This window comes from Streptomyces sp. NPDC048337 (assembly GCF_043201175.1).
GTDB lineage: Bacteria > Actinomycetota > Actinomycetes > Streptomycetales > Streptomycetaceae > Streptomyces.
On the sequence record NZ_JBICYR010000017.1, the window covers coordinates 66,804 to 90,872 of the forward strand.

The 24,069-nt window shown below is 71.8% G+C and carries 27 protein-coding genes; 16 read left to right on the forward strand and 11 right to left on the reverse strand.

Features of this window, described 5'->3' with window-relative positions; translation table 11 throughout:
• Nucleotides 1–10: 10 nt before the first annotated feature.
• Nucleotides 11–793, forward strand: a complete 783-nt coding sequence (locus tag ACGFYU_RS25200) for a PDZ domain-containing protein (protein ID WP_393829695.1) — start codon at nt 11–13, stop codon at nt 791–793.
• On the opposite strand, the gene ACGFYU_RS25205 is transcribed toward ACGFYU_RS25200, so the two are convergent.
• The 4 genes from ACGFYU_RS25205 to ACGFYU_RS25220 all read right to left on the reverse strand — a co-directional run bounded on the left by ACGFYU_RS25205 (nt 723) and on the right by ACGFYU_RS25220 (nt 3,451).
• Complete coding sequence (locus ACGFYU_RS25205) at nt 723–2,015, reverse strand: MFS transporter (RefSeq protein WP_393829583.1); 1,293 nt, start codon at nt 2,013–2,015, stop codon at nt 723–725. The two genes, ACGFYU_RS25200 and ACGFYU_RS25205, sit on opposite strands and share 71 nt — an antisense overlap.
• Nucleotides 2,012–2,209 (reverse strand): hypothetical protein, encoded by a 198-nt coding sequence (locus ACGFYU_RS25210; RefSeq protein WP_393829584.1) that lies wholly within the window; start codon nt 2,207–2,209, stop codon nt 2,012–2,014. The genes ACGFYU_RS25205 and ACGFYU_RS25210 overlap by 4 nt, the downstream gene beginning before the upstream one ends.
• Before the next feature lie 40 nt (nt 2,210–2,249).
• Nucleotides 2,250–2,897, reverse strand: a complete 648-nt coding sequence (locus tag ACGFYU_RS25215; protein WP_393829585.1) for an ArsR/SmtB family transcription factor — start codon at nt 2,895–2,897, stop codon at nt 2,250–2,252.
• Nucleotides 2,898–2,974: 77 nt separating this feature from the next.
• Nucleotides 2,975–3,451: an Lrp/AsnC family transcriptional regulator gene (locus tag ACGFYU_RS25220; RefSeq protein WP_393829586.1), complete on the reverse strand. Its 477-nt coding sequence runs from the start codon at nt 3,449–3,451 to the stop codon at nt 2,975–2,977.
• Between the two features lie 130 nt (nt 3,452–3,581).
• Between ACGFYU_RS25220 and hppD the strand changes: the two genes are divergently transcribed.
• A complete protein-coding gene (gene hppD, locus ACGFYU_RS25225; RefSeq protein WP_393829587.1) occupies nt 3,582–4,727 on the forward strand; it encodes a 4-hydroxyphenylpyruvate dioxygenase in 1,146 nt (381 codons plus the stop codon).
• 53 nt (nt 4,728–4,780) lie between these two features.
• Here hppD and ACGFYU_RS25230 read toward each other — a convergent pair whose 3' ends face one another.
• Entirely contained in the window at nt 4,781–6,307 is a 1,527-nt protein-coding gene (locus ACGFYU_RS25230; RefSeq protein WP_393829588.1) for a tetratricopeptide repeat protein, read from the reverse strand.
• A 96-nt stretch (nt 6,308–6,403) separates the two neighbouring features.
• On the opposite strand from ACGFYU_RS25230, the gene ACGFYU_RS25235 reads away from it, so the two are divergent.
• A complete protein-coding gene (locus tag ACGFYU_RS25235; protein WP_393829589.1) occupies nt 6,404–7,786 on the forward strand; it encodes an FAD-binding oxidoreductase in 1,383 nt (460 codons plus the stop codon).
• A 17-nt stretch (nt 7,787–7,803) separates the two neighbouring features.
• Here ACGFYU_RS25235 and ACGFYU_RS25240 read toward each other — a convergent pair whose 3' ends face one another.
• A complete protein-coding gene (locus tag ACGFYU_RS25240; protein ID WP_393829590.1) occupies nt 7,804–8,283 on the reverse strand; it encodes an SsgA family sporulation/cell division regulator in 480 nt (159 codons plus the stop codon).
• Nucleotides 8,284–8,531: 248 nt separating this feature from the next.
• Between ACGFYU_RS25240 and ACGFYU_RS25245 the strand changes: the two genes are divergently transcribed.
• Together ACGFYU_RS25245 and ACGFYU_RS25250 are read left to right on the forward strand one after the other, a co-directional pair.
• The gene (locus ACGFYU_RS25245; RefSeq protein WP_393829591.1) at nt 8,532–9,980 is read left to right on the forward strand and encodes an RDD family protein; all 1,449 of its coding nucleotides are present in this window, start codon (nt 8,532–8,534) and stop codon (nt 9,978–9,980) included.
• A 77-nt stretch (nt 9,981–10,057) separates the two neighbouring features.
• Nucleotides 10,058–10,774 carry an RDD family protein gene (locus ACGFYU_RS25250; RefSeq protein ID WP_393829592.1) on the forward strand — a complete coding sequence of 239 codons (717 nt, stop codon included), beginning with the start codon at nt 10,058–10,060 and terminating at the stop codon, nt 10,772–10,774.
• 71 nt (nt 10,775–10,845) lie between these two features.
• On the opposite strand, the gene ACGFYU_RS25255 is transcribed toward ACGFYU_RS25250, so the two are convergent.
• Nucleotides 10,846–11,133, reverse strand: coding sequence for a hypothetical protein (locus ACGFYU_RS25255; RefSeq protein WP_393829593.1), 288 nt, complete (start codon nt 11,131–11,133; stop codon nt 10,846–10,848).
• A 536-nt stretch (nt 11,134–11,669) separates the two neighbouring features.
• On the opposite strand from ACGFYU_RS25255, the gene ACGFYU_RS25260 reads away from it, so the two are divergent.
• Both ACGFYU_RS25260 and ACGFYU_RS25265 read left to right on the forward strand, forming a co-directional pair.
• The gene (locus ACGFYU_RS25260; RefSeq protein ID WP_393829696.1) at nt 11,670–14,027 is read left to right on the forward strand and encodes an immune inhibitor A domain-containing protein; all 2,358 of its coding nucleotides are present in this window, start codon (nt 11,670–11,672) and stop codon (nt 14,025–14,027) included.
• Between the two features lie 113 nt (nt 14,028–14,140).
• Nucleotides 14,141–14,443 (forward strand): hypothetical protein, encoded by a 303-nt coding sequence (locus ACGFYU_RS25265; RefSeq protein ID WP_382648225.1) that lies wholly within the window; start codon nt 14,141–14,143, stop codon nt 14,441–14,443.
• 5 nt (nt 14,444–14,448) lie between these two features.
• On the opposite strand, the gene ACGFYU_RS25270 is transcribed toward ACGFYU_RS25265, so the two are convergent.
• Both ACGFYU_RS25270 and ACGFYU_RS25275 read right to left on the reverse strand, forming a co-directional pair.
• Nucleotides 14,449–15,042: a nicotinamidase gene (locus tag ACGFYU_RS25270; RefSeq protein ID WP_393829594.1), complete on the reverse strand. Its 594-nt coding sequence runs from the start codon at nt 15,040–15,042 to the stop codon at nt 14,449–14,451.
• A gap of 113 nt (nt 15,043–15,155) precedes the next feature.
• Nucleotides 15,156–16,484, reverse strand: coding sequence for a nicotinate phosphoribosyltransferase (locus ACGFYU_RS25275; RefSeq protein ID WP_393829595.1), 1,329 nt, complete (start codon nt 16,482–16,484; stop codon nt 15,156–15,158).
• An 80-nt stretch (nt 16,485–16,564) separates the two neighbouring features.
• Between ACGFYU_RS25275 and clpS the strand changes: the two genes are divergently transcribed.
• The 8 genes from clpS to ACGFYU_RS25315 all read left to right on the forward strand — a co-directional run bounded on the left by clpS (nt 16,565) and on the right by ACGFYU_RS25315 (nt 21,877).
• Entirely contained in the window at nt 16,565–16,879 is a 315-nt protein-coding gene (gene clpS, locus ACGFYU_RS25280) for an ATP-dependent Clp protease adapter ClpS (protein WP_385185508.1), read from the forward strand.
• Nucleotides 16,879–17,487 carry a DUF2017 domain-containing protein gene (locus ACGFYU_RS25285; RefSeq protein WP_393829596.1) on the forward strand — a complete coding sequence of 203 codons (609 nt, stop codon included), beginning with the start codon at nt 16,879–16,881 and terminating at the stop codon, nt 17,485–17,487. Before clpS ends, ACGFYU_RS25285 begins: the two co-directional genes overlap by 1 nt.
• A gap of 329 nt (nt 17,488–17,816) precedes the next feature.
• Entirely contained in the window at nt 17,817–19,259 is a 1,443-nt protein-coding gene (locus ACGFYU_RS25290; protein WP_393829597.1) for an amino acid permease, read from the forward strand.
• Nucleotides 19,260–19,348: 89 nt separating this feature from the next.
• Nucleotides 19,349–19,771: a Mov34/MPN/PAD-1 family protein gene (locus ACGFYU_RS25295; protein ID WP_393829598.1), complete on the forward strand. Its 423-nt coding sequence runs from the start codon at nt 19,349–19,351 to the stop codon at nt 19,769–19,771.
• Between the two features lie 77 nt (nt 19,772–19,848).
• Complete coding sequence (locus ACGFYU_RS25300; RefSeq protein ID WP_393829599.1) at nt 19,849–19,956, forward strand: putative leader peptide; 108 nt, start codon at nt 19,849–19,851, stop codon at nt 19,954–19,956.
• A gap of 92 nt (nt 19,957–20,048) precedes the next feature.
• Nucleotides 20,049–20,327 (forward strand): MoaD/ThiS family protein, encoded by a 279-nt coding sequence (locus tag ACGFYU_RS25305; RefSeq protein WP_393829600.1) that lies wholly within the window; start codon nt 20,049–20,051, stop codon nt 20,325–20,327.
• Nucleotides 20,327–21,277, forward strand: coding sequence for a PLP-dependent cysteine synthase family protein (locus tag ACGFYU_RS25310; RefSeq protein WP_393829601.1), 951 nt, complete (start codon nt 20,327–20,329; stop codon nt 21,275–21,277). The genes ACGFYU_RS25305 and ACGFYU_RS25310 overlap by 1 nt, the downstream gene beginning before the upstream one ends.
• A 156-nt stretch (nt 21,278–21,433) precedes the next feature.
• Nucleotides 21,434–21,877 (forward strand): hypothetical protein, encoded by a 444-nt coding sequence (locus ACGFYU_RS25315; RefSeq protein WP_393829602.1) that lies wholly within the window; start codon nt 21,434–21,436, stop codon nt 21,875–21,877.
• A 433-nt stretch (nt 21,878–22,310) separates the two neighbouring features.
• On the opposite strand, the gene ACGFYU_RS25320 is transcribed toward ACGFYU_RS25315, so the two are convergent.
• The gene (locus tag ACGFYU_RS25320; RefSeq protein ID WP_393829697.1) at nt 22,311–22,667 is read right to left on the reverse strand and encodes a DUF488 domain-containing protein; all 357 of its coding nucleotides are present in this window, start codon (nt 22,665–22,667) and stop codon (nt 22,311–22,313) included.
• Nucleotides 22,668–22,672: 5 nt separating this feature from the next.
• Entirely contained in the window at nt 22,673–23,095 is a 423-nt protein-coding gene (locus tag ACGFYU_RS25325; protein WP_393829603.1) for a hypothetical protein, read from the reverse strand.
• Nucleotides 23,096–23,300: 205 nt separating this feature from the next.
• Between ACGFYU_RS25325 and ACGFYU_RS25330 the strand changes: the two genes are divergently transcribed.
• Entirely contained in the window at nt 23,301–24,053 is a 753-nt protein-coding gene (locus ACGFYU_RS25330) for an MBL fold metallo-hydrolase (RefSeq protein WP_393829604.1), read from the forward strand.
• The last annotated feature ends 16 nt before the right edge of the window (nt 24,054–24,069 follow it).

Genomic DNA, 24,069 nt, shown 5'->3' on the forward strand with positions numbered 1-24,069 from the left:
CTCTCGTCTCATGCGTTTGCCGCGTCCCACCGCGCTGGCCGTCTGCGCCGTGCCGGTCATCGGGTTGTTCGCCGTCGCGGCGTTCGCGCCGCTGCCCTTCGTGATCGCGCAGCCGGGGCTCACGGCCGACGTGCTGGGTGAGCGGGACGGCAAGGCCGTCATCGCCGTCTCCGGGGCCGCGACCCGCCCGACTAAGGGACAGCTCCGGATGACCACCATCCAGGCGACCGGGCCCTCCACCACCGTGAACCTGCCCGAGCTCGTCGGCCACTGGTTCGACACCACGCGGGCCGTCATGCCCAAGGAGGCCGTCTACTCCTCCGGTGGAAGCGACAAGGAGATCGAGGCGCACAACCTGGAGGAAATGGCCAAGTCCCAGTCGACCGCCACCCAGGCCGCTCTCGGCTTCCTCCACAAGGACCCCAAGGACCTGAAGGTCCAGCTGAACCTCGCCGACGTCGGCGGTCCGAGCGCCGGGCTGCTCTTCTCCCTCGGCATCGTCGACAAGCTCGACGGCGACGGCAGCGGCGGCGACCTCACCGGCGGGCGCACCATCGCCGGTACGGGCACCATCTCCCCGGACGGAGAGGTCGGCGCGGTCGGCGGGGTGGCCCTGAAGACCCAGGCCGCGAAGCGCGACGGGGCGACCGTGTTCCTCGTACCGAAGGCGGAGTGCTCGGACGCCCGGTCGGAACTTCCCGAGGGGCTTCAGCTGGTCCCGGTCACTTCGCTGACGGACGCGGTGAACGCTCTGCGCGCGCTGAACCGGGGAGAGACCGTACCGGCCTGCTGAGCGGTGCGCGGTCCAGGCCGCGCCAGGCCGGGAAGACCAGCGGGGTGAGGGTCGTCAGCAGGTACGTGCCGCCGAACAGCAGGAGCGCCCGGGTCGGGCCGAAGCCGTCCACCAGCAGCCCCGCCGCCAGTCCGCCGAGCGGCATGGTCAGTTCGCAGCCGGCCGTGGTCACCCCCGAGACGCGGCTGCGCAGTTCCTCCGGGATCCGCTCGTACATGACGGTGGTCAGGATCGGGTTGAGCAGGCCCGCGCCCAGGCCGGACAGGGCCATCGTCACCGCGAGCGGCAGTGGTGTGTCCGTGACGGCGGCGGTCACGAAGCGGGGTGCCCCGCAGACCAGGAAGGCCGCCGCGAACACCGCCCGGCGCGGGAACCGCTCGCCCCACGCCCCGTAGAGCAGGGCGCCCAGCAGCGCGAAGCCGCCGAAGAGGGAGATCGTCAGGCCCAGGGTGGTGGCGCCGCCGAGGGCCTCGCGGCCGTGTACGGGCAGCAGGACCGAGGACCAGCCCTGGTCCAGGCCGTTGGTCACCATCACCATCAGGGTGATGCCGGTCAGCAGCCGAGACCGGGTCAGGAAGCCCCAGCCCTCGGCCAGTTCCGCCCGGTAGGCCGCGAACGAGACCTTCCCGGAGGCGCGTTGCGGCTCGGCGGCCGGGATCCCGCGCAGGAAGGCGGAGACCAGCAGGGCGGAGGCCCCGAACGTGGCCGCGTCCAGCAGCAGTACGGTCTCGGCGCCGACGGCCGCGATCAGTACGCCGGCCAGCGCCGCCCCGATCATCCGGGCTCCGCGCGAGATCGCGTCGTAGAGGCTGGCCGCCCGGGCGAGGGTGGTGCCCGCGTGCTCGGCGAGGTTCGGGAGCAGGACGTAGCGGGCGGTCAGGCCGGGGGTGTGCACGAGGCCGCCGACGGCCATCAGCGCGCACAGCATCCAGAACTCCAGCACGCCCGCGAAGTGCAGCAGCGGGATCGCGCCGACGGCCAGGCCGCAGATCAGGTCGGAGGCGGCCGACACCCGGCGGCGGCCGATCCGGTCGATGACCGGGCCGCCGACGAGCGCGGCGATGACGACGGGCAGGGTGGCGCAGAAGGCGACGACCCCGGCCCGGCCGGCGCTTCCGGTGGTCTGGAGCACGAACCACGGGACGCCGATGAGGGTGAGCGAACTCCCCGCTATGGAGATGGTGTTGGCGGCCAGGACTGCGGTGAACGGCCGCCTGCTCATGCCGCGTGCGGGCGCTGGACGCGGGTGTGGGCCGACTGCTGCAGGCGCGTGCCGGCGCCGATCAGGGCCTCGCCGAGCCGGATGCGCAGGGTGGGGGCGGTGTCCGCCTCCCGGGCGAGGCGCCAGGCGGCGGCCTCGGCGGCCAGTTCGGTGGTGCGGGTGGCGTGTTCGCGGAGGTGGGTGAAGGCGTGCATGGCAGGACTCCTTCTGCGAATGGGGGGAGGGGAGGAATTGCTATTCGGCGGCGCGGCGCGGGAGGACGTGCGTGTGGACGCGGACGGACTCGGCGCCCTCCTCCGGCGGCACGTCGCGGTAGCTGTTGACGAGTTCGTGCATCCTGCGGACCAGTTCGAGGGTCTGCCTGGGCGTCAGGCGCAGCGTGAAGTCGCTGAGGTCCGAGCCGCGCCGCCACTCCCGCGACCACTGGTGGGCGGTGCCGAGCCAGGTGCTCATCTCCTGCGTGTGGATCGTCGCGATCTCGTGCAGGAAGAGGTCCGCAGCGCCCCGGGTCTCCGGATCCTCGTCGTAGATGAGCGACTCGTCGAAGGCGGTGCCGTCGTGGGCGGCCTTCCACCAGCGCTCCCGGCCCTTGCCGTGCTCGGGCGCGTCCTCGACGAAGCCGTGCGCGGCGAGCTGGCGCAGGTGGTAGCTGGTGGCCCCGCTGGACTCCCCGAGCCGCTGGCCCAGTTGGGACGCGGTGGCCGGGCCGTCGTGGCGCAGGGCGGCCAGGAGGCGCATGCGCAGCGGGTGGGCGAGGCCGCGCAGGGAGCGGGCGTCGAGCAGGCGCTCCCCGGCGGCGGGCGCCGGCCGCTGCTGCGGTTCGCGGGCTTCCTGGGGTTCGCGGGCTTCCTGGGGCTCCGGGGCTTCCGGCTTCTCGGGCATGGCACAACCGTAAGCTTGCAAAGACTCCTATGCAAGGGTTTCTTTGCAAGCTCTTCTTTGCATCCTTCGGGGCCGGGTCAGCGGCTGTCGTCCCCCGCCGCCTGCTCCACCAGCGGGATGATCCGCAGCGGCACCGGGTTCTCCATCACGATCGCCGTCGAAGCCCGGACGATCCCCTCGAACGCGACGACCCGGTCGATCACCCGCTGGAGGTCGGCGTTGGACCGGGCCACGAGCCGGCACAGCATGTCCCCGTGCCCGGTGGTGGTGTGCAGCTCCAGCACCTCGGGCACCCCGGCCAGGTGGGCCCGTACGTCGGCCCCTTGCCCCTGCTTGATCTCCAGGGTGGCGAAGGCGGTCACCGGGTAGCCGAGGGCCGCTGGATCGACCTGCGGGCCGAAGCCGCGGATGACCCCGTTCGACTGCAGCCGGTCCAGCCTGGCCTGCACGGTCCCGCGGGCCACGCCGAGGCGGCGCGAGGCCTCCAGGACGCCGATGCGCGGCTCGCGGGCGAGCAGGACGATGAGCCGGCCGTCGAGGTCGTCGATGCCCATGGGTGCCTCCCGGGCTCGGGGGTGGTCATAGTGCACAGATGTTTCAACCATCCTCCCGCCATGCTGGTCATTCTGTACAGCAGAAATGGAAACTATTGCGCAGCTTGTGGATCAGCGGGACTCTGCGCTCATGACTGAGACCCTCGACACCACCCCGCACACCGCGCGTGAGGCAGACCCCTTCCCGGTGAAGGGCATGGACGCGGTCGTCTTCGCCGTCGGCAACGCCAAGCAGGCCGCGCACTACTACTCGACCGCCTTCGGCATGAAGCTCGTCGCCTACTCCGGACCGGAGAACGGCGTCCGCGAGACCGCCAGCTACGTCCTGACCAACGGCGCCGCGCGCTTCGTCCTCACCTCGGTCATCAAGGCGACGACCGACCGCGGCCGCTTCCTCGCCGAGCACGTCGCCGACCACGGCGACGGCGTGATCGACCTGGCCATCGAGGTCCCCGACGTGCGGGCGGCGTACGCGTACGCCGTCGAGCACGGTGCGCGCGGCCTGGACGAGCCGTACGAGGTCAAGGACGAGCACGGCACGGTGACGCTGGCCGCGATCGCCACCTACGGCCAGACCCGCCACACGCTCGTGCAGCGCGGCGACTACACCGGCGTCTACCTGCCGGGCTTCGTCCCCGTCGCCCCGATGGTCGAGCCCCCGGCCAAGCGCACCTTCCAGGCCATCGACCACTGCGTGGGCAACGTCGAGCTCGGCCGCATGAACGAGTGGGTCGCCTTCTACAACAAGGTCATGGGCTTCACGAACATGAAGGAGTTCGTGGGCGACGACATCGCGACCGAGTACTCGGCGCTCATGTCGAAGGTCGTCGCGGACGGCACCCTGAAGGTGAAGTTCCCGATCAACGAGCCGGCGATCGCGAAGAAGAAGTCGCAGATCGACGAGTACCTGGAGTTCTACGGGGGCGCGGGCGTCCAGCACATCGCGCTCGCGACGAACGACATCGTGGCCACGGTCCGCTCCATGCGGGCGGCAGGCGTGCAGTTCCTGGACACCCCGGACTCGTACTACGACACGCTGGGGGAGTGGGCCGGCGAGACCCGCGTCCCGGTCGAGACCCTGCGCGAGCTGAAGATCCTCGTCGACCGCGACGAGGACGGCTACCTGCTGCAGATCTTCACCAAGCCGGTGCAGGACCGGCCGACGGTCTTCTTCGAGATGATCGAGCGGCACGGGTCCATGGGCTTCGGCAAGGGCAACTTCAAGGCGCTGTTCGAGGCCATCGAGCGCGAGCAGGCCAAGCGCGGCAACCTCTAGGCTCCCGCCTGGGGTCTGGGGCGGAGCCCCCGGCTTTTGAACCGGTCGTCCCCCTAGCGGGGGGAGGGGGACGGCTTCGGCTTCGGGGTGGCGGGCTGCGCCGCAGGTTTGGAGGCCTTCGGGAGTTCCGGGGCCACCCACGGCGTGGTCGGGAGGAGGTTCTCCGGGCCGCCCGGGGGCGGCTGGCCGATGGCCGTCAGGGCCTGCTTCGCCAGCGGCGCCCGCAGCGGCGAGAAGTGCGGGTTCGTACGCATCGCCTCCTGCAGGTGGCGCCGCGTCGCCGCCTCGTCCCCCAGGCCCCGCTCGATCATCGCCCGGTGGAAGGCGAAGTCCGCACTCCGCAACCCCAGTTCCGTCGCCTTCTTCGCGTACTCCAGCGCCGCCGAGTCATCGCCCGACCGGTGCAGCGCCCACCCCAGCGCATCCGCCACCTGCACGCTCTTGTGCCGCGTCCACTCCTCCGACAGCCTCCGCACGGCCGCCGCCGGATTCCCGTGGTCCGCCTCGTACAGGCCGAGCACCACGTCGTCGTCGACCCCGTTCGTGCCCTCCCGCGCCGCCAGCGTGCTCAGCATGTCGTACGGCGCGCGGGCCTCCTGCCCGCGGCCCAGCGCGTCCAGCAGCTCGCCCAGCTCCAGCGCCAGCTGCGGCACCGGGGTCCGCCCCAGCGCCAGCCGGTAGTCCCGCACCGCCTCCCCGCCGCGCCCCAGCGCGGCCAGCGCCCGGGCCCGGCCGCCCAGCGCCTCGGCCTGCGCCGGGTCCGTCCGCAGCGCGGCCTCGTACAGCCGCAGCGCCTGCGCCGCGTCCCCCCGCTCCCAGGACAGCTCCCCGAGCCGGAACAGCGCGTAGGCCTTCTCCGCCGGGGCCTTCGCCACGCCCGCCGCGTGCTCCATCGCCACCGCCGCGTCCTCGCGCCAGCCGCGGTCCCGGTAGACCTGCGAGGCCCGGACGTACGCCGCCAGCCCCGTCCGCAGCTCCAGCAGCCGCTCCATCGACTTCTGCGCGGCCTTGTAGTCGCCCAGGCCCGTGTACGCGTCCACCAGCACCGGGTACGCCGTCCACCGCCGCGGCGCCTGCGCCCGTACGAGCTCGCCCCACTTCTTCCCGGTCCCGAAGTCCCGCCGGGCGTTGGCCAGCGTGCCCATGCCCGTCATCGCGTCGAAGTTGCCCTTCTCGGCCGGGCGGACCTCCAGCGACCGCTTCAGCGCCTTCTCCGCCTTCGGGAACCAGGCCGGATCCGCCGTGCGCCGCGCCTGCTCCAGATAGGCGGCGCCGAGCACCGCCCACGAGGCGTCGTCGTCCGCGTGCGCCGCGACCCACTTCTCCCGGTCCGCGACCAGCGCCGTCAGGTCCACCGCCGCCGCGGGCGCGCCCATGCCGACCGCCTCCGCGGCCCGCTCGCTCGGCCCCGGCGGGCGGGCGTCGTCCCCGGTCCGGGCCGGGCGGATCAGCAGGGCCCCGGCGATCAGGACCACGGCGACCGCGGCCGCCACGAGCGTCTTGCGGCCGGTGAAGGTCACGGGCGGCGCCGGCGTCTGCGATTCCTCGTCGTTACCGTCGATGCGGTCGGTACGGTCCATGGGGTCACTGTGCGTCAATATGAAGAGCCCGCCGAGGTGTCCGAAGAGGGTCGCGGCCGTGTTCACACCGATGGCCCCGGCTGTCACTCTGACCTCATGGATGAAGACGTCTCCGCACGGCTCACCGCCCGCCTCCTCGAAGAGCTCCCGCCCGAGGCCCTGATCACCGACCCGCAGGTGGCCGTCTCCTACGCCTCCGACATGGCCAGCTTCTGCCCCGCCGGCACCCCGGCCCTCGTCGTCCTGCCCCGGACCGTGGAACAGGTCCAGCACGTCATGCGCACCGCCACCGCCCTACGGATCCCCGTCGTCCCGCAGGGCGCCCGTACGGGCCTGTCGGGCGGCGCGAACGCCTCCGACGGCTGCATCGTGCTGTCCCTGGTGAAGATGGACCGGATCCTGGAGGTCTCCGCCGTCGACCGGATCGCCGTCGTGGAGCCGGGCGTGGTCAACGCCGTCCTCTCGCGGGCCGTCGCCGAACAGGGCCTGTACTACCCGCCGGACCCCTCCAGCTGGGAGCAGTGCACCATCGGCGGCAACATCGGCACCGCCTCCGGCGGGCTGTGCTGCGTCAAGTACGGGGTCACCGCCGAGTACGTGCTCGGCCTCGACGTGGTCCTGGCCGACGGGCGGCTGCTGCGCACGGGCCGGCGTACCGCCAAGGGCGTCGCCGGATACGACCTCACCCGGCTCTTCGTGGGCTCCGAGGGCAGCCTCGGCGTCGTCGTCCGGGCCGTCCTCGCCCTGAAGCCGGCGCCGCCCCGGCAGCTCGCGCTGGCCGCCGAGTTCCCCTCCGTCGCGGCCGCCTGCGAGGCCGTCTGCGCCGTCATGGAGGCCGGACTGACCCCCTCGCTGCTGGAGCTGATGGACCGTACGACCGTGCGGGCCGTCAACGCCCTCGGCAGGATGGGGCTGCCCGAGACCACCGAGGCGCTCCTGCTGGCCGCCTTCGACACCCCGCACGCCCCCGAGGACCTCGCGGCGGTCGGGGAGCTGTGCACGGCCGCCGGGGCCACCGCCGTCGTGCCCGCCGAGGACCAGGCGGAGTCCGAACTGCTCCTCCAGGCCCGCCGGATGGCCTTCCCCGGACTGGAGGCGCTCAGGCCCGCCACGATGATCGACGACGTGTGCGTACCGCGCTCGCGGCTCGCCGAGATGCTGGACGGAACGGCCGCCATCGCCCGCGCGCACGATCTGCTCATCGGGGTCTGCGCGCACGCGGGCGACGGCAACACCCACCCGATCGTCTGCTTCGACCCCGCCGACGAGGACGAGACGCGGCGGGCCCGCGCGTCCTTCGGCGAGATCATGGCGCTCGGCCTGTCGCTCGGCGGGACCATCACCGGCGAGCACGGGGTGGGCGTGCTGAAGAAGGAGTGGCTGGCCCGAGAGCTGGGGCCGGTGGGACTGGAGGTGCAACGGGCGGTCAAGGCCGCCTTCGACCCGCTGGGCCTGCTCAACCCCGGCAAGCTCTTCTGACGGGGTCCCCGACGGCATCACAGGTCCCCGTCGGCCGACTCGTCCGACGGCCACGGGTCGCGCAGCCACAGCTCGTCGGCCGGGGTCGGCGCGAGCAGCTCGGCCAGCGCGTCGTCCAGGCCCAGCCGCTCGGCCTCCGTACCGGGCGGGACGACGCGCAGGGTGCGCTCCAGCCAGGCGGACACGGCGCCGGCGGGGGCCTCCAGCAGGGCGTCGCCGTCGGGGGAGCTGAGCGCCATGCAGAGCACGGCCTCGTTGTCGACCTTGGTGGGCCAGATCCGCACGTCGCCGTGGCCGCACGGGCGGAACACCCCCTCGACCAGCAGCTCGCGGGCGAAGGTCCAGTTCACGGGCGTGCTGGAGCCGGTGTGGAAGGTGATGTGGACGGCGTACGGGTCGTCCGTGAGGTAGAGGAGCCGGGCGGGTACGGGGATGCTGCGCTCGGGGGACAGGACCAGCTTCAGTTCCAGCTCGCGCTCGACGACGGGGTGGTGCATTGCGGCCTCACTTCGCTTCGGTGTGCGGCGCCGGATCGCGCCCCACATCCGGAGAGAGCTCCGTTGTGCCCGGGTATGACGCGACTTCGTGCCGCGAAAAGGAGATTGGCCGAATTCTGTCGGCTGACCGAAAACCGTCGTATGGGCGGCGGTTCGCCCGAAGGCTTGGATTCTCCCGTTACCGGACCTGTCGGAGGGAGGTTCTTGGCTATGGTCCTCCCTTGCACAGCCTCAAGCCACGATCGGAGTTGGGGACATTGACGGCCTCCCCTGGTGACGGCGAGCACGCGGCCCGCGAGGGCTACTACCCCGATCCGTCCATTCCCGGGTACGTCCGGTACTGGAACGGTGCCGCCTGGGTTCCGGGTACGAGCCGCCCCGCGCCCGCGCCCGCGCCTCCGGCGGAGCAGACGGGTCCGGTTTTCCTCGACCAGACCTCCGTGACGGAGGCGCTGCCGGAACCCGATCCCGAGCCGGTGGTGTGGCAGGCCGACCCCCTCCACCAGGCGGGCTTCGGCGGCCCGCGCGACCGCCGGGTGTCGTGGGGCAGCCCGCCGGAGCCGGAGGCCCGCCCGGCGGGCATCTCCCTGGCCCGTACCCCCGAACCCCGACTCCCCGCCCAGGCCGCGGCGGGCATCCTGTCGGCCCGCTCCGCGCAGGATGCGCACGACCCCGGTTCCGGCGGGGACGGGTGTGTGCCGGGGCGCCCCCGCAGGGCGCCGAACGCAGTGCCGCTGTCACCCTCCGACCCCTGGTCACGTTCGGCGCCCGAGGAGGTGCCCCGGCGCGCGCCCGGCCTCGCCGCAACCGCCCCGGCAGCCCCCGCCCCGGCGTGGCCAGAGGCTCCCGGGGCCGGGACCTCCGGGGCCACGACCTCCTGGCCCGAGGGCTTCGCCGCCTCCGCGGCACCCTCGGCCGAGGCCCCCCGGCGGGAACCCCCGGCCGAGGCCCCCCGGCGGGAACCCCCGGCCGAGGCCCCCCGGCGGGAACCCCCGGCCGAGCCGTCCCGCCCCGAGCCGTGGGCGCCCCGCAGCGGCGCCTACCTTCCGGAGGCCCGGCCCGAGGCCGCCGCCCCGGCCGCGGCCCGGCCGTGCCGTTCCGAGCCGTGGGAGCCCCGTACCGGCGGCGCCCGCCCCTCGCTCCCGGCGGACCGGGCCGCCCGCCCAACCGCCCCCCGCCCGGAGGGCACCGGCACCCCCAGAGCCGTGTTCGAGCGGATGGCCGAGCGCGCCGTGCGCCCCGCCGGGCTCGTGCGCCGGACGCTGGCCCGCGCCCTGGACTCCCTCATCCTCGCGGCGGTCGCGGCGGCCGCCGCCTGGCCCCAAGTCCCCGCCGCCACCGCCCACCTGGAGACCAAGGTGGACGCCGCGCGCGCGAGCGGCCGCACCACCACCGTCTGGCTGCTCGACGGAACCATCGCCGGCCACCTGGGCCTGGTCCTGGGCGCGGTCCTCCTCTTCGGCGTCCTCTACGAGGCCCTGCCCACCGCCCGTTGGGGCCGGACCCCGGGCAAGAAGCTCCTCGGCGTCCGGGTGCTGGCCACCGCCACCCTCCGCCCGCCTTCCTTCGGCGCCGCGCTGCGCCGCTGGCTGGTGTACGCGCTGCTGGGCCTGCCGGGTAGCCTCTGGTGCCTCGTGGACCGCCCGCGCCGCCAGGCCTGGCACGACAAGGCGGCGAAGACGTACGTGGCCCGCTGAGGCGGCGGGGCCGGGCCCCTCCCCCGAACGGACGCGGTCCCGTTGCGGGGCCGCCGGAGCCGGGTTCGACTCGGGCCATGAGTACCGATCAGCCGCCGCCGGGCGAACGGCCCGAGGACGACCCGTTCCTCAAGAAGCCCCAGGAACCGACGCCGCCCGGCGGGACCCCGCCCCCGCCGCCGGGTGGTCCGTACGGCGGCTCCGGCGCGGGCGGCGGCGGATACCCGCCTCCGCCGCCCCCGTACGGCGGAGGCGGCGGCCCGGGTGACCCGTACGGCGGGAGCGGCGGCTACGGCATGCCCGACCCGCTCGCCGGCATGCCCCCGCTCGCCGACTTCGGCAAGCGGCTGGCCGCCCGCATCATCGACGTGCTGATCGTGGCCGTCCCGCTGTTCCTCATCCAGCTGGCCTTCGGCACGAACCGCTACATGGTCGAGACCAACAAGGGCGAGGACGTCAGCGAGGTCATCACCAGGTCCTACAGCGGCAGCGGTCTGGCCATGACCCTGATCTCGATCGTCGCGTACGTCGGCTACGACTGGTGGTTCACCCACAAGAGCGGCCAGACGATCGGCAAGAAGGCGATGGGCCTGCGCGTCGCGATGCTCAACGACGGCAGCGTCCCGCCGTCCGGCGCGGCCCTCGGCCGCGCCGCCGTCCTCTGGCTCCCGACGCTGATCTGCTGCTTCTGCCTGTGGCCGATCGCGCTGGTCATCTCGATCCTCGTCGACAAGCCGTACAAGCAGGGTCTGCACGACAAGGTCGGCAAGACGGTGGTCGTCCAGTCCACCTGACGGGCCGACGGGCCGACGGGCAGCACACAGCGGGCGGTCTCCCTCCGGGGAGGCCGCCCGCACCGCGTCGTTCAGTGGTGCACGGGATGTTCGGCGGGGGCCGGCATCGGCTCCGGCACCCGGACCGCCTCGGTGCGGGCCGCGCGGGCGGTGCGGGCGGCGGCGGGGGCCGCGTGGCGGCCGCGGCGCCGCGGGAGGGGAACCGTTACGGCGACGAGCAGGCCGAGGGCGAGGGCGGCCGCGCAGATGACGGCGATCCCGAGCCCCGTGCTCGTCTGCGAGAGCAGCAGCATGGCGATCGTCGACGCGACGACGGTGGCGGACCCGTACGCGAGCTGTGCGGCAGTCGGACGCGGCATGGCGATATCCGTCCTCGGAGAGGGGAGGGGGAGTCGGCTCAACTAGGTCGCGCGTCAAGTGACTCTACGACGGGGGATGCCCGAGCGGAACAACCGGTAAGCGTGACCTAACCCACGGTGCCGGAGCACGGGGGGCGCACAGGATCACATCGCGTGTCGCGGAGCGGCCGCATGCGGCTCGCACGCGGCACACATGCAGCCCAAATACGCCAATAATGCTGCCCGGAGGCCCTCGCGAAGCCCTCGTGGGGCGCTGGAGAGCGGTCGGGAAGCGCCCTTCGCCCCATATGGCAGCGGAACGTCCGATTACCGGAACTGACTGACCGCATAGTGCAGTTGTAAGGAACAAGTCAAGGTCTGTCTTTTCTCTCGACTCTCCGGTCAAATGTCGTCACTTGAGACGCGCGCCGCGCGGAACCCCCCGCTCCTATGGAGACGTTCCGACCGTCCATGCGGCCGCGGGAGGGGAACGACATCAAGTGACCAGCAATTCCGCCAGACGGCGTGCGATCCGCGCTGCCGCCGTCACCGTGACCATGGCCGCGTGTGCGACCAGTGCCACCTTCTTCGCCGTCACCGCGGCCCAGGCCGCCGAGGACCGGGGTGCGACCGCCCCGGCCGCCGACCGCCAGGACCCGACGGCTCCCTCGAAGGTCGTCGAGCACGACCTCAAGGGTCCGTTCAGCGACCAGCAGGCGAAGCAGAAGAAGGCCGCCCTCGAGCAGGTGCTGAGCGGCAAGAAGGACGTCGAGCAGCGCGGCGCCTCGAAGGTCGTCAAGCTCGACGACAAGAAGTACGTCGAGCTCGGCCGCGAGAAGACCGACAAGATCTTCACGATCCTCGTCGAGTTCGGCGACCAGGTCGACAACACCACCATGTTCGACCCGGACGGCCCGGGCCCGAAGCCCTCGGTCCCGAAGTACGGCGGCACCCCCGGTCCGCTGCACAACACGATCAAGGAGCCTAACCGCGCTGTCAACAACAGCACGGCCTGGCGCAAGGACTTCAGCCGGGACTACTTCCAGGACCTGTACTTCGGTACCGGCCAGGGCAAGAACTCCCTGAAGACCTACTACGAGAAGACCTCCTCGGGCCGTTACTCGGTCGAGGGCGAGGTCGCCGACTGGGTCAAGGTCCCGTACAACGAGGGCCGTTACGGCTCGAACTACTGCGGCCAGACCAACTGCTCCAACGTGTGGGACACCGTCCGCGACGGCGTCACCGCGTGGACGGAGGCCCAGAAGAAGGCGGGCAAGACCGACGCGCAGATCAAGGCGCAGCTGGCCCAGTACGACCAGTGGGACCGCAACGACTTCGACGGCGACGGCAACTTCAACGAGCCCGACGGCTACATCGACCACTTCCAGATCGTCCACGCGGGCGAGGACGAGTCGGCCGGCGGCGGCGAGCAGGGCACCACCGCGCTGTGGGCGCACCGCTGGTACGCGTACGGCACCGACGTCGGCAAGACCGGCCCGGCGAACAACAAGGCCGGCGGTACCCAGATCGGCGACACCGGCATCTGGGTCGGCGACTACACGATGCAGCCGGAGAACGGCGGCCTCGGCGTCTTCGCGCACGAGTACGGCCACGACCTCGGCCTGCCGGACCTCTACGACACCTCCGGTGGCGGCGAGAACTCGGTCGGCTTCTGGTCCCTGATGTCGGCCGGCTCCTGGCTCGGCAACGGCAAGGACTCCATAGGCGACCTCCCGGGCGACATGACGGCCTGGGACAAGCTCCAGCTGGGCTGGCTGAACTTCGACAAGGCCAAGGCCGCGACGAAGTCCACCCACAAGCTGGGTGTGTCGGAGTACAACACCAAGGACAAGCAGGCGCTGGTCGTCGACCTGCCGAAGAAGCAGGTCAAGACCGACATCGTCGCTCCCGCCGAGGGCTCCTCGCAGTGGTGGAGCAACATGGGTGACGACCTCAAGAACACCCTCACCCGCTCGGTCGACCTGACGGGCAAGAAGTCCGCCGCCCTGTCCCTCAAGGGCTGGTGGGACATCGAGGCCGACTACGACTTCCTCTACACCGAGGTGTCCACGGACGGCGGCGCCACCTGGACCGCCCTCGCCGGCACCGCCGACGGCACGGCCATCCCGGCCGACGCCTCCGGCAGCCCGTCGCTGACCGGCGTCTCGGGCGCCTGGAAGTCGCTGAACTTCCCGCTCGACGCCTACGCGGGCAAGAAGGTCGACCTCCGCTTCCGCTACCAGACGGACGGCGGCGCGGGCGGCAAGGGCTTCACGGCCGACGCCGTCACCCTCACCGCGGACGGCTCCGCGCTGTTCACCGACGGCGCCGAGAACGGCGACAACGGCTGGACCGGCAAGGGCTTCTCGCGCATCGGCGCCGGCTTCACCAAGGAGTACGCGCAGTACTACCTGGCCGAGAACCGCCGCTACGTCTCGTACGACTCCACCCTCAAGGTGGGCCCGTACAACTTCGGCTTCGCCAACACCAAGCCGAACTGGGTCGAGCACTACCCGTACCAGGACGGCCTGCTGATCTGGCTCTGGGACACCTCCCAGAAGGACAACAACACCAGCCAGCACCCGGGCTCCGGTCTGATCCTCCCGATCGACGCCAACGCCAAGCCCATGAAGTGGGCCGACGGCACCCTGCTGCGGAACAAGATCCAGCCGTACGACGCGCCCTTCAGCGCCTACTCGACGGACGCGTTCACCCTGCACAAGAACGGCGAGGAGCTCTTCCTCAAGCCGAAGCCCGCGAACCTGGTCTTCGACGACCACAAGGGCAAGTACTACTACGACGAGAACCCGACCGGCTCGGTGAAGGTCACTGACACCAACACCAAGATCAAGATCGCCAAGGAGACCTACGACGGTCTCGTCATGACGGTCGAGGTCGGTCCCGCCGTTAAGTAATTCGGTAAAATCGCAGGTCAGAGCATGATCGGCCGTCGCCCTCTAGCGGGCGGCGGCCGATCGCGTTTAGATGCCCCGGTACGAGGTTCTTATTGACGGGGGAGATGACCGACATGCCAGGTGGAGGTTTCGTCAGATTGCCGGGCGGCAGCGTGGTGGTCGCGCTCACGCTGCCGAGGCCCTCCGGTGAGGGCGGAAATGTCCGTGTGCTGGTGCACGCCGCGAACCGGGCCCGCGCCCTGACCAGGCTGCGGAACCTCGGCATGCGGGCGGTGTACCTGCGGGGCAACGCGCAGCCGCCCACGCCCGACGAGGTCACGGCCGTCCTGCACCACCCGGACGGCCTGCTGTGGCGCGGCGCCCCCGACCGGGCGCAGGAGCTCTGGCACCCGATCCGGGCCCTGCTGGCCCCCTAGGGGGCCTAGGCGGCCTTGCCGCCGACCAGGGTCACCCCGGCCGCCCGGAGCTCCTCCAGCGCCTTCTCGGTGGTGTGCGGGGCCACGGCGGCCGTCAGGTCCAGCAGTACGCGGGTGGCGAAGCCTTCGCGGGCGGCGTCCAGGGCGGTGGCCTTGACGCAGTGGTCGGTGGCGATGCCGACCACGTCCACCTCGGTGACGTGCCGGTCGCGCAGCCACCGGGCGAGCGTGGCCCCGTTCTCGTCGGCGCCCTCGAAACCGCTGTAGGCGGCTTCGTACGCGCCCTTGTCGAAGACGGCGGCGACGGCTCCGGAGGAGACGGCGGGGGCGAAGTTCGGGTGGAAGCCGACGCCCTCGGTCCCGGCGACGCAGTGGACCGGCCAGGAGGTCTCGTAGTCCGGCTCGGCCGGGGGGTGCGCGAAGTGCGACCCGGGGTCGACGTGGTGGTCCCGGGTGGCGACGACGTGCCGGTAGCCGGCGGTGGCCTGGCCGATGAGCTCGGTGATGGCGGCGGCGACGTCGGCCCCGCCGGTGACCGCGAGGCTGCCGCCCTCGCAGAAGTCGTTCTGTACGTCGACGACGATCAGTGCGCGGTGCATGACGTTGTCCTTCGGCTCGATGGTGTTCTGCGGCGGCGGGGCCCTGCGGGGGCTCTTCCCCCACCCCGCCCCTTCCCGAAACTGGAGCTCCGCCCCAGGAGCCGGGCCGCGGGCTACGCGTACTCGGTCGGGAGCACGGCCTCGCCGCGGGACAGCTGGGTCGCGGACAGGGGGAGCCCCGCGCGCGCCGTGCGGTGGCGGTCCCGGGCCGCCTCCAGCGGCTCGCGGGCGATGACCTCGCCTGACTTGACCAGCTGGGTCAGCAGCTGGTGGTCGGCCAGGGCCGACGGGACCGGCCCGGTCCCGACGACCTCCGCCTCGGCGACACCCTCCGCGTCCAGACGGCGGGCCGCCCACTTGCGGCCGCCGATCGACGTCTTGCCGCCCGTGGACTTCTTCGCCACCGGCGCCAGCGCCGCCTTCGGGTCCGCCGAGGTCGCCCGCGCCACCAGCTTGTAGACCATCGAGCACGTCGGGTGCCCGCTGCCCGTCACCAGTTGCGTGCCCACCCCGTAGGCGTCCACCGGCGCCGCCGCCAGCGAGGCGATGGCGTACTCGTCCAGGTCGGAGGTGACCACGATCTTCGTCCCGGTGGCTCCGAGCTCGTCCAGCTGCTGCCGCACCCGGTGCGCCACCAGCAGCAGGTCCCCGGAGTCGATCCGGACGGCACCCAGCTCCGGGCCGGCCACCTCCACCGCCGTGCGGACCGCCTCGGCCACGTCGTACGTGTCCACCAGGAGGGTGGTGCCCCGGCCCAGGGAGGCCACCTGGGCCGTGAACGCGTCCCGCTCGCTGTCGTGCAGCAGCGTGAACGCGTGGGCCGAGGTGCCCACCGTAGGGATCCCGTACCGGAAGCCGGCCGCCAGGTCCGAGGTGGAGGTGAAGCCGCCCACGTACGCTGCCCGGGAGGCCGCCACCGCCGCCAGCTCGTGCGTGCGCCGCGCGCCCATCTCGATCAGCGGCCGGTCGCCCGCCGCCGAGGCCATCCGGGAGGCGGCCGCCGCGATCGCCGAGTCGTGGTTCAGGATCGAGAGGATCACGGTCTCCAGCAGCACGCACTCGGCGAAGCTGCCCTCCACCCGCAGGATCGGCGAGCCGGGGAAGTAGACCTCCCCCTCCGGGTAGCCCCAGATGTCGCCGGAGAAGCGGTACGAGGCCAGCCAGTCCAGCGTCCGCATGTCGACGACGGCCCGCTCGCGCAGGAACTCCAGCACCGCGCCGTCGAAGCGGAAGTTCTCCACCGCGTCGAGCACCCGGCCGGTTCCCGCCACCACCCCGTAGCGGCGTCCCTCCGGCAGTCGCCGGGTGAACACCTCGAAGACCGAGCGGCGGTCGGCGGTGCCGTTCGCCAGGGCGGCCTGCAGCATCGTCAGCTCGTAATGGTCCGTGAAGAGCGCTGTCGACGGCACGTCCACCGGCAGGCCCAGGTCCGCAGGGTTCATGTCACGGATGCTAGCGCACATTTCGTCAAAGTGACGAGATGTAGGCCCCGTTTGTGCGACGGACCGGTCACGGTGGCAGCATGGGACGAGTGAGTGTTGCTCCTGTAGAGATCGAACGCACCGAATCGGCCGAAGAGACCTTCGCGGTCCCGGAACCCGACGTCCCCTGGGTGACCCTGGTGCACAACGACCCGGTCAACCTCATGAGCTACGTGGCGTACGTGTTCCAGGCGTACTTCGGCTACTCCAAGGACAAGGCGCACAAACTGATGCTCGACGTCCACCACAAGGGGCGCGCGGTCGTCTCCAGCGGGACCCGTGAGGAAATGGAACGCGACGTGCAGGCCATGCACGGCTACGGCCTGTGGGCGACCCTCTCCCAGGACCGCGGCTGATGAGCGGCGGACACTTCGAGACCCTGAAGGGCGGCGGCGCCGCCATCGCGCTCGACGAGATCGAGATCTCCATCCTGCGCTCCCTGGTCGTGCAGCTGCTGGAGCTGATCGGACCCGGCGAGCCGGAGCCCGCCGAGGACGCGGACCCGCTGGCCGCCCTCTTCGCCTCCGACGGCCCCACCGAGCCCCCGGCCGACCCGGCGCTGGCCCGGCTCTTCCCCGACGCCTACGGGGGCCCCGGCGGCGCGGGCGACGAGGGCGTCGATCCGGCGGAGCTCAAGGCCCGTTCGGCGGAGTTCCGCCGCTTCACCGAGAACGACCTGCGCACCCGCAAGCGGGAGGACGCGCTGGCCGTCGTACGCAGCCTGGACGGGCTCACCCCGGCCGGCGACGGGGCGGCGGTCCTGGAGCTCACCGGGGAGCTGCCGCTGCGCTGGCTCGGCGCGCTCAACGACCTGCGCCTGACGATCGCGGCCCGCCTGGAGATCACCGAGGACGACGAGAGCGCGATGCTCTTCCGGCTGCCGGACGACGACCCGCGCAAGCCGATGGTGATGGCGTACCTCTGGCTCGGCGGGCTCCAGGAGACGCTCATCGAGACCCTCTGAACCCTCTGAAGATCCTCAAGGGCGAACGCCGTTCGCTCAGCGGACGCTCAAATCCGGATAACGATCAGATCACCGCGATGCGGTGATCTGATCCATTTCGGGACCTATGTCCTGGATTTCCCGTGTCCTGCGCCACATTTCCCGCCCCCGTTCACCCGTAATGGCGTGATAAATCTTCACGACCGCCGACGGGGCGCCACCCATGTCCCCCGGCTCGCTCAACCCGGCTGACCGCCGGCGTGCAACTCCATCCGTATCCGGGGGGATCGAGGACCCGATCCGCAGCCAACAGAAGGCGCGGGTCGGCGTGGAGAAAGGCGCACCAAGACATGACCTCTGTGCAGGTCGAGCAGCACGACAGGACGCCCGGCGAGGGCGTTCAGGGCGAGGGCGGCGGCGAGGGTTACCACCGCGCGCTCGGCGCCCGCCAGATCCAGATGATCGCGATCGGCGGAGCCATCGGCACCGGCCTCTTCCTGGGCGCCGGCAAGGCGATCTCCAAGGCCGGCCCCAGCCTGATCCTGGCCTACGCCATCGCGGGCCTGGTCATCTTCTTCATCATGCGGGCCCTGGGCGAGCTGCTCATGTACCGCCCCGTCTCCGGCTCCTTCTCGGACTACGCCCGCGAGTTCCTGGGCCCGTTCTGGGGATACGTCACCGGCTGGACGTACTGGCTCTTCTGGGTGGTCACCGGCATCACCGAGGTCACCGCCGCCGCGCAGTACATGTCGTACTGGACCCACGACAGCTTCCCGCAGTGGGCGTACGCGCTGATCTTCACCGTCGTCCTCTACGGCGCCAACCTGATCTCCGTGAAGCTCTTCGGTGAGCTGGAGTTCTGGTTCTCCATGGTCAAGGTCACCGCCATCGTCGGCATGATCCTGATCTGCGCCGGCATCCTCACCATCGGGTTCTCCGACGCCGCCGACACCGCGACCGTCGCCAACCTGTGGAACGACGGCGGCTTCTTCCCCAAGGGCATCGGCGGCACGCTGATGACCCTGCAGATCGTGATGTTCGCCTTCCTCGCGGTGGAGCTGGTCGGCGTCACCGCCGGCGAGTCCAAGGACCCCGAGAAGACCCTGCCCAAGGCCATCAACACCGTGCCGTGGCGCATCGCCGTCTTCTACGTCGGCGCCCTGATCATGATCCTGTCGGTCGTCCCGTGGACGCACTTCCAGCCCGGCGTCTCGCCCTTCGTCGCCGCCTTCGAGCGCATGGGCCTCGGCATCGGCGCCGCGATCGTCAACTTCGTCGTGCTGACCGCCGCCCTGTCCTCCTGCAACTCGGGCATGTACTCCACCGGCCGCATGCTGCGCGACCTCGCGCTCAACGGCCAGGGCCCGAAGGTCTTCACCAAGCTCACCAAGGGCGGCACCCCGCTCGTCGGGACCACCTTCTCCGCCGCGCTGATGCTGGTGGGCGTCTGGATCAACTACGTCGCCCCGGGCAAGGCCTTCGACTACGTCGTCTCCTTCGCCACCATCTCCGGCATGTGGGCCTGGATCATGATCCTGGTCTGCCAGATCCGCTACCGCGCCAAGGCCGACCGCGGCGAGCTGCCGGCCTCCCCGTTCCGGGCGCCCGGCGCCCCCTGGACGAGCTGGTTCGCCCTGCTCTTCATCGGCATGGTCATCGTGATGATGGGCCTCGACAAGGACGCCCGCGTCTCGCTGTACTGCGCCCCGCTGTGGGGCCTGATCCTGGGCCTGTCCTACCTGGTCCTGAAGTCCCGCAACCCGCGCGGCGCCGCCTTCGCCAAGGCCTCGTAGCCCGCTCCGTTCAGGCTGCCTGTCCAGTATTCGGGCCCTCCCGTACCACTCCTCGGTACGGGAGGGCCCGTCTGCTTATCCTGTCGCTCATGCTGACCCTCACCCAGGCCCTGTACGACCGGATCGTCGAGCACGCCCGCCAGGACCACCCCGACGAGGCGTGCGGTGTCGTGGCCGGCCCGGCGGGCACCGACCGCCCCGAGCGCTTCATCCCGATGCTCAACGCGGCCCGGTCGCCCACGTTCTACGAGTTCGACTCCAAGGACCTGCTGAAGCTCTACCGCGAGATGGACGACCGGGACGAGGAGCCCGTGATCGTCTACCACTCGCACACCGCCACCGAGGCCTACCCCTCGCGCACGGACATCACGTACGCGAACGAGCCCGGCGCGCACTACGTGCTGGTCTCCACGGCGGACAAGGACGGCCTCGGGGAGTTCCAGTTCCGCTCGTACCGCATCGTCGACGGCGTGATCACCGAGGAAGAAGTGCAGGTCGTAGCCACCTACTGACCACTATGTGAGCAGAAGGCGTCCACGATGCGGGATCACACTCCAAACGGGGGACCGGGAATCGTTAACATGACCGCATGGTTTCCCACGACGTGAGCATCGAGACGCCCGGCAGGCTGCTGCTCGTGGCGCGGCTGCACGTCGATCTGTGCCGCCTCGCCAGCGCCATGTGTCCTGCTGTCTGAGCACCAGAGCCCCCTCGCGCGGGGGGCCGAAGAACCGCGCGCCCTTCACTTTCCCACGCACTTGCTTACGCCCTGACGACTGGAGCCCGGCCATGGCCATCGAGGTCCGCATCCCCACCATCCTCCGCACCTACACCGGCGGCGAGAAGGCCGTGAACGGCTCGGGCGCCACGCTCGCCGAGCTCTTCGCGGACCTGGAGACCCGCCACAAGGGCATCGAGGAGCGCATCGTCGACGGCGGCCAGCTGCGCCGCTTCGTGAACGTCTACCTCAACGACGAGGACGTCCGCTTCCTGGACGGCATCTCCACCGGCGTCAAGGACGGCGACAACGTCACCATCCTCCCTGCCGTGGCCGGCGGCTCGAAGTAATGCGTTACGACTCCCCCCTGGCCGCGGTCGGCAACACGCCGCTCGTACGCCTGCCCCGGCTGTCGCCCTCGGACGACGTCCGCATCTGGGCGAAGCTCGAGGACCGCAACCCGACCGGCTCGATCAAGGACCGCCCCGCGCTCCACATGGTCGAGCAGGCGGAGAAGGACGGCCGGCTGTACCCCGGCTGCACCATCCTCGAACCGACGTCCGGCAACACCGGCATCTCCCTGGCGATGGCGGCGAAGCTCAAGGGCTACCGCATCGTGTGCGTGATGCCGGAGAACACCTCGCAGGAGCGGCGCGACCTGCTGGCCATGTGGGGAGCCGAGATCATCTCGTCGCCGGCGGCGGGCGGCTCGAACACGGCCGTCCGCGTCGCGAAGGAACTGGCGGAGCAGCACCCGGACTGGGTGATGCTCTACCAGTACGGCAACCCGGACAACGCGGGCGCGCACTACGCCACCACTGGCCCGGAGATCCTCGCGGACCTCCCCACCATCACCCACTTCGTGGCGGGCCTGGGCACCACCGGCACCCTGATGGGCGTCGGCCGCTACCTGCGCGAGCACGTGCCGGGCGTGAAGATCGTCGCCGCGGAGCCCCGCTACGACGACCTCGTCTACGGCCTGCGCAACCTCGACGAGGGCTTCGTACCGGAGCTGTACGACGCGTCCGTCCTCACCACGCGCTTCTCGGTGGGCTCGGCCGACGCGGTCACCCGCACCCGCGAACTCCTCCAGCTGGAGGGCATCTTCGCGGGCGTCTCCACCGGGGCCGCGCTGCACGCGGCGATCGGCGTCGGCCGCAAGGCGGTGGCCGCCGGCGAGACGGCGGACATCGTCTTCGTGGTGGCCGACGGCGGCTGGAAGTACCTCTCGACCGGCGTCTACACCGCGGCCACCACCGAGGAGGCCATCGAGGTCCTCCAGGGCCAGCTCTGGGCCTAGCGGCCTCTTGCTCCCGGCGCCCGCTTCCCCCATGGGGAGGCGGGCCGCCGCGTTTCGGGGTGGATTCACCCGAATGGCCCCTGTGAGTCGCCGGGACGGCGGTACGGGTCGAGGCTGAACGTGCCCGACCGACCCCACAGAGAGGCTGGTGGCCCGATGACGACCGCTCCCAACCCCGCGGCTCCCGGTAATTCCGGTGCCCCGCCTCCATCGGGGGGCGATTCCGCCTGGGCGGCGGGCGGCACCCTGTTCGCCGCCGTCCTGATGATGGTCAACGGCGTGTTCGCCATCTTCGAAGGGATCGCCGCCCTCGCCAAGGACGACGTCATCTGGCGGGTCCGCAACTACACGTTCAAGTTCGACGTGACCGCCTGGGGCTGGATCCACCTGCTCCTCGGCATCGTCGTCCTGATCATCGGCATCGCGATCCTCAAGGGCACGACATGGGGCCGGGCCCTCGGGATCGCCCTGACCGGAGTGCTGATCATCCTGCACTTCCTGTGGCTGCCGTACCAGCCGTTCTGGTCCCTCATCGCGATCGCGATCGGCGTGTTCGTGATCTGGGCCCTGTGCACCGACCGCAGCCCCAGCGTCTTCTGACCCCCCCCCGCCCCCGCGCGGGCCGGAACCCCGATCCGCCTCCCGGCCCGCGCGGCCCGCGCCCGCGGCAGCCCTGCGGGCCCCGCGCCTGCGGCCGCAGCCCTGCGGGCCCCGCGCCTGCGGCCGCAGCCCCGCGGGCCCCGCGTCCGTGGCCCGGATCCTGCGGGTTCCGCGTCCGTGGCCCGGCGGTCCGCCGCCCGGCAGCCCCGGAGCCTGTGGACCCCGCAAGGTTCGGCGGCCCGCGGCCTCCCGCCCGGTGGCCTCGTGCCCGCGCCCCGGCGGCCCTGAAGCCTGCGGGCCCGCAAGGTTCGGGGGCCCGCGGCGCGCGCGGCCCGCGCCCGCAGCCAGACACCACCCCACAAGCCCCACAGCCCTGCGGGCCCGCGGCCCCGCGCCCGTGCCCGGGGCCCAGCGGCGGGCTGTGGGCCAGGGCTCAGGGCGGGGTGTCGCCCAGTAGCTCCGCCAGGATCGCGGCGTGGCTGGAGGCCGGGTCCTTGACCGCGGTCAGCAGTGTCAGGGGGCCCGCCGTCGTCAGGCGCCGCAGGCGGGTCAGCTCCGTCGCCGCCTCCGGCGCCGCCAGCTCCGCCTCGTACCGCTGTCGGAACTCCCCGGCGGAGCCGCCCCCGTGGAACCACTTGCGCAGCTCCCCGGACGGGGTCACCGCCTTGGGCCACTCGTCCACCCGCGCCGCCTCCTTCGACAGCCCCCGCGGCCACAGCCGGTCCACGAGCACCCGCACACCGTCCGCCCCCGGCTCGGGAGCGTCGTACACCCGCCGGATCCGGATCACCCTCGTCACCCGCCACCTCCCAGTCCCTTGACCTCGTCCCACACCGCCGGATCCAGCACCCCCATCCGCCGGTGGAGCTCCCACAGCGACACCTCTTCCGGCCGGTCCGCCTCCAGGAACCCCGCCCGGCCGCCCTGCGCCCCCACCGTCCCCGGGGGCAGCGGGATCACCCCGGCCCGCCGGTCGTCGTACTTGCCGGTGATCCACGCGACCCGCGCCCGGTGGCTCCGTACCGGCCCCACCGCCAGGACCAGGCACATCCGCCCGTCCGCCAGGGACCACAGCTCACCGGCCCGCGGCCGCGGCGGCGGCCCGGTCCCGTGGGCGGGCGGGGCCCGGCGGGGGAGCCCCAGCCGGGCCCCGGCGACCAGCACCACCAGCGCCACGGCCACGACCGCAGCCACCGCCGGCCACCACGACGTGTCCATGCTTCGACCGTAGCCGCGCGGGAACGCCCCGGCATGGCAACCTGTGGCAACGTCCGTGCCCGCCGTCGCTCCCCCGGGTGACAGCGCAGGTGATTCCCCCCACAACGGCCCGCCGCGGAGGAGCGACCGGCCGTTTCGCGCCTTACGCTCGACCCACGCACGGCCCGCATTCCGTCCACGGACCGTCCACGGAGGTTCACGCTCCATGAAGCTCACCGTCGTCGGCTGTTCGGGGTCGTTCCCGTCCGCGGAATCGGCCTGTTCGAGCTACCTCGTCGAGGCCGACGGCTTCCGGCTGCTCCTCGACATGGGCAACGGCGCCCTCGGCGAGCTGCAGCGCCACATCGGCCTCTACGACCTCGACGCGATCTTCCTGAGCCATCTGCACGCCGATCACTGCATCGACATGTGCGCGTACTTCGTCGCCCGCTTCTACCGGCACGAGGGCGGCCGCTGCGGCACCATCCCCGTCTACGGCCCCGAAGGCACCGAGAAGCGCCTGTCCACCGCCTACGACGACGTCCCCGACGAGCGCTCGATGAGCGAGGTCTTCGACTTCCGCACCCTGAAGCCGGGCACCTTCGAGATCGGCCCCTTCCAGATCCGCACCGAGCGGGTCAGCCACCCCGTCGAGGCGTACGGCATCCGCGTCGAGCACGGCGGCCGCTCGCTCACGTACTCCGGTGACACCGGGGCCTGCCCCGAGCTGGGGCTGCTCGCCGAGGGCACCGACCTCTTCCTGTGCGAGGCCTCCTTCACGCACGGCAAGGAGGACATCCCCGACCTCCACCTCAACGGCCGCGAGGCCGGCGAGTACGCGCGCGGCGGCCGGGTCGGCCGGCTCGTCCTGACCCACATCCCGCCGTGGACGGACGCCGAGCAGAACCTCGCCGACGCCCGCGCGGTCTACGACGGCCCGGTGGACCTGGCGTACTCGGGCGCCGTCTACGAGATCTGACCCCGCCAGGGGACAC

What these genes read in the sequence shown, in the direction of transcription:
- ACGFYU_RS25325 (WP_393829603.1), bottom strand. Translation starts at nt 23,095, where the DNA reads ATGGACACGTCGTGGTGGCCGGCGGTGGCTGCGGTCGTGGCCGTGGCG.
- ACGFYU_RS25290 (WP_393829597.1), top strand. Translation starts at nt 17,817, where the DNA reads ATGACCTCTGTGCAGGTCGAGCAGCACGACAGGACGCCCGGCGAGGGC.
- ACGFYU_RS25220 (WP_393829586.1), bottom strand. Translation starts at nt 3,451, where the DNA reads ATGGGCATCGACGACCTCGACGGCCGGCTCATCGTCCTGCTCGCCCGC.
- hppD (WP_393829587.1), top strand. Translation starts at nt 3,582, where the DNA reads ATGACTGAGACCCTCGACACCACCCCGCACACCGCGCGTGAGGCAGAC.
- ACGFYU_RS25305 (WP_393829600.1), top strand. Translation starts at nt 20,049, where the DNA reads ATGGCCATCGAGGTCCGCATCCCCACCATCCTCCGCACCTACACCGGC.
- ACGFYU_RS25295 (WP_393829598.1), top strand. Translation starts at nt 19,349, where the DNA reads ATGCTGACCCTCACCCAGGCCCTGTACGACCGGATCGTCGAGCACGCC.
- ACGFYU_RS25215 (WP_393829585.1), bottom strand. Translation starts at nt 2,897, where the DNA reads ATGCCCGAGAAGCCGGAAGCCCCGGAGCCCCAGGAAGCCCGCGAACCC.
- ACGFYU_RS25230 (WP_393829588.1), bottom strand. Translation starts at nt 6,307, where the DNA reads ATGGACCGTACCGACCGCATCGACGGTAACGACGAGGAATCGCAGACG.
- ACGFYU_RS25255 (WP_393829593.1), bottom strand. Translation starts at nt 11,133, where the DNA reads ATGCCGCGTCCGACTGCCGCACAGCTCGCGTACGGGTCCGCCACCGTC.
- ACGFYU_RS25270 (WP_393829594.1), bottom strand. Translation starts at nt 15,042, where the DNA reads ATGCACCGCGCACTGATCGTCGTCGACGTACAGAACGACTTCTGCGAG.
- ACGFYU_RS25250 (WP_393829592.1), top strand. Translation starts at nt 10,058, where the DNA reads ATGAGTACCGATCAGCCGCCGCCGGGCGAACGGCCCGAGGACGACCCG.
- ACGFYU_RS25300 (WP_393829599.1), top strand. Translation starts at nt 19,849, where the DNA reads ATGGTTTCCCACGACGTGAGCATCGAGACGCCCGGCAGGCTGCTGCTC.
- ACGFYU_RS25235 (WP_393829589.1), top strand. Translation starts at nt 6,404, where the DNA reads ATGGATGAAGACGTCTCCGCACGGCTCACCGCCCGCCTCCTCGAAGAG.
- ACGFYU_RS25200 (WP_393829695.1), top strand. Translation starts at nt 11, where the DNA reads ATGCGTTTGCCGCGTCCCACCGCGCTGGCCGTCTGCGCCGTGCCGGTC.
- ACGFYU_RS25265 (WP_382648225.1), top strand. Translation starts at nt 14,141, where the DNA reads ATGCCAGGTGGAGGTTTCGTCAGATTGCCGGGCGGCAGCGTGGTGGTC.
- ACGFYU_RS25310 (WP_393829601.1), top strand. Translation starts at nt 20,327, where the DNA reads ATGCGTTACGACTCCCCCCTGGCCGCGGTCGGCAACACGCCGCTCGTA.
- ACGFYU_RS25330 (WP_393829604.1), top strand. Translation starts at nt 23,301, where the DNA reads ATGAAGCTCACCGTCGTCGGCTGTTCGGGGTCGTTCCCGTCCGCGGAA.
- ACGFYU_RS25315 (WP_393829602.1), top strand. Translation starts at nt 21,434, where the DNA reads ATGACGACCGCTCCCAACCCCGCGGCTCCCGGTAATTCCGGTGCCCCG.
- ACGFYU_RS25240 (WP_393829590.1), bottom strand. Translation starts at nt 8,283, where the DNA reads ATGCACCACCCCGTCGTCGAGCGCGAGCTGGAACTGAAGCTGGTCCTG.
- clpS (WP_385185508.1), top strand. Translation starts at nt 16,565, where the DNA reads ATGGGACGAGTGAGTGTTGCTCCTGTAGAGATCGAACGCACCGAATCG.
- ACGFYU_RS25205 (WP_393829583.1), bottom strand. Translation starts at nt 2,015, where the DNA reads ATGAGCAGGCGGCCGTTCACCGCAGTCCTGGCCGCCAACACCATCTCC.
- ACGFYU_RS25285 (WP_393829596.1), top strand. Translation starts at nt 16,879, where the DNA reads ATGAGCGGCGGACACTTCGAGACCCTGAAGGGCGGCGGCGCCGCCATC.
- ACGFYU_RS25275 (WP_393829595.1), bottom strand. Translation starts at nt 16,484, where the DNA reads ATGAACCCTGCGGACCTGGGCCTGCCGGTGGACGTGCCGTCGACAGCG.
- ACGFYU_RS25210 (WP_393829584.1), bottom strand. Translation starts at nt 2,209, where the DNA reads ATGCACGCCTTCACCCACCTCCGCGAACACGCCACCCGCACCACCGAA.
- ACGFYU_RS25260 (WP_393829696.1), top strand. Translation starts at nt 11,670, where the DNA reads ATGGCCGCGTGTGCGACCAGTGCCACCTTCTTCGCCGTCACCGCGGCC.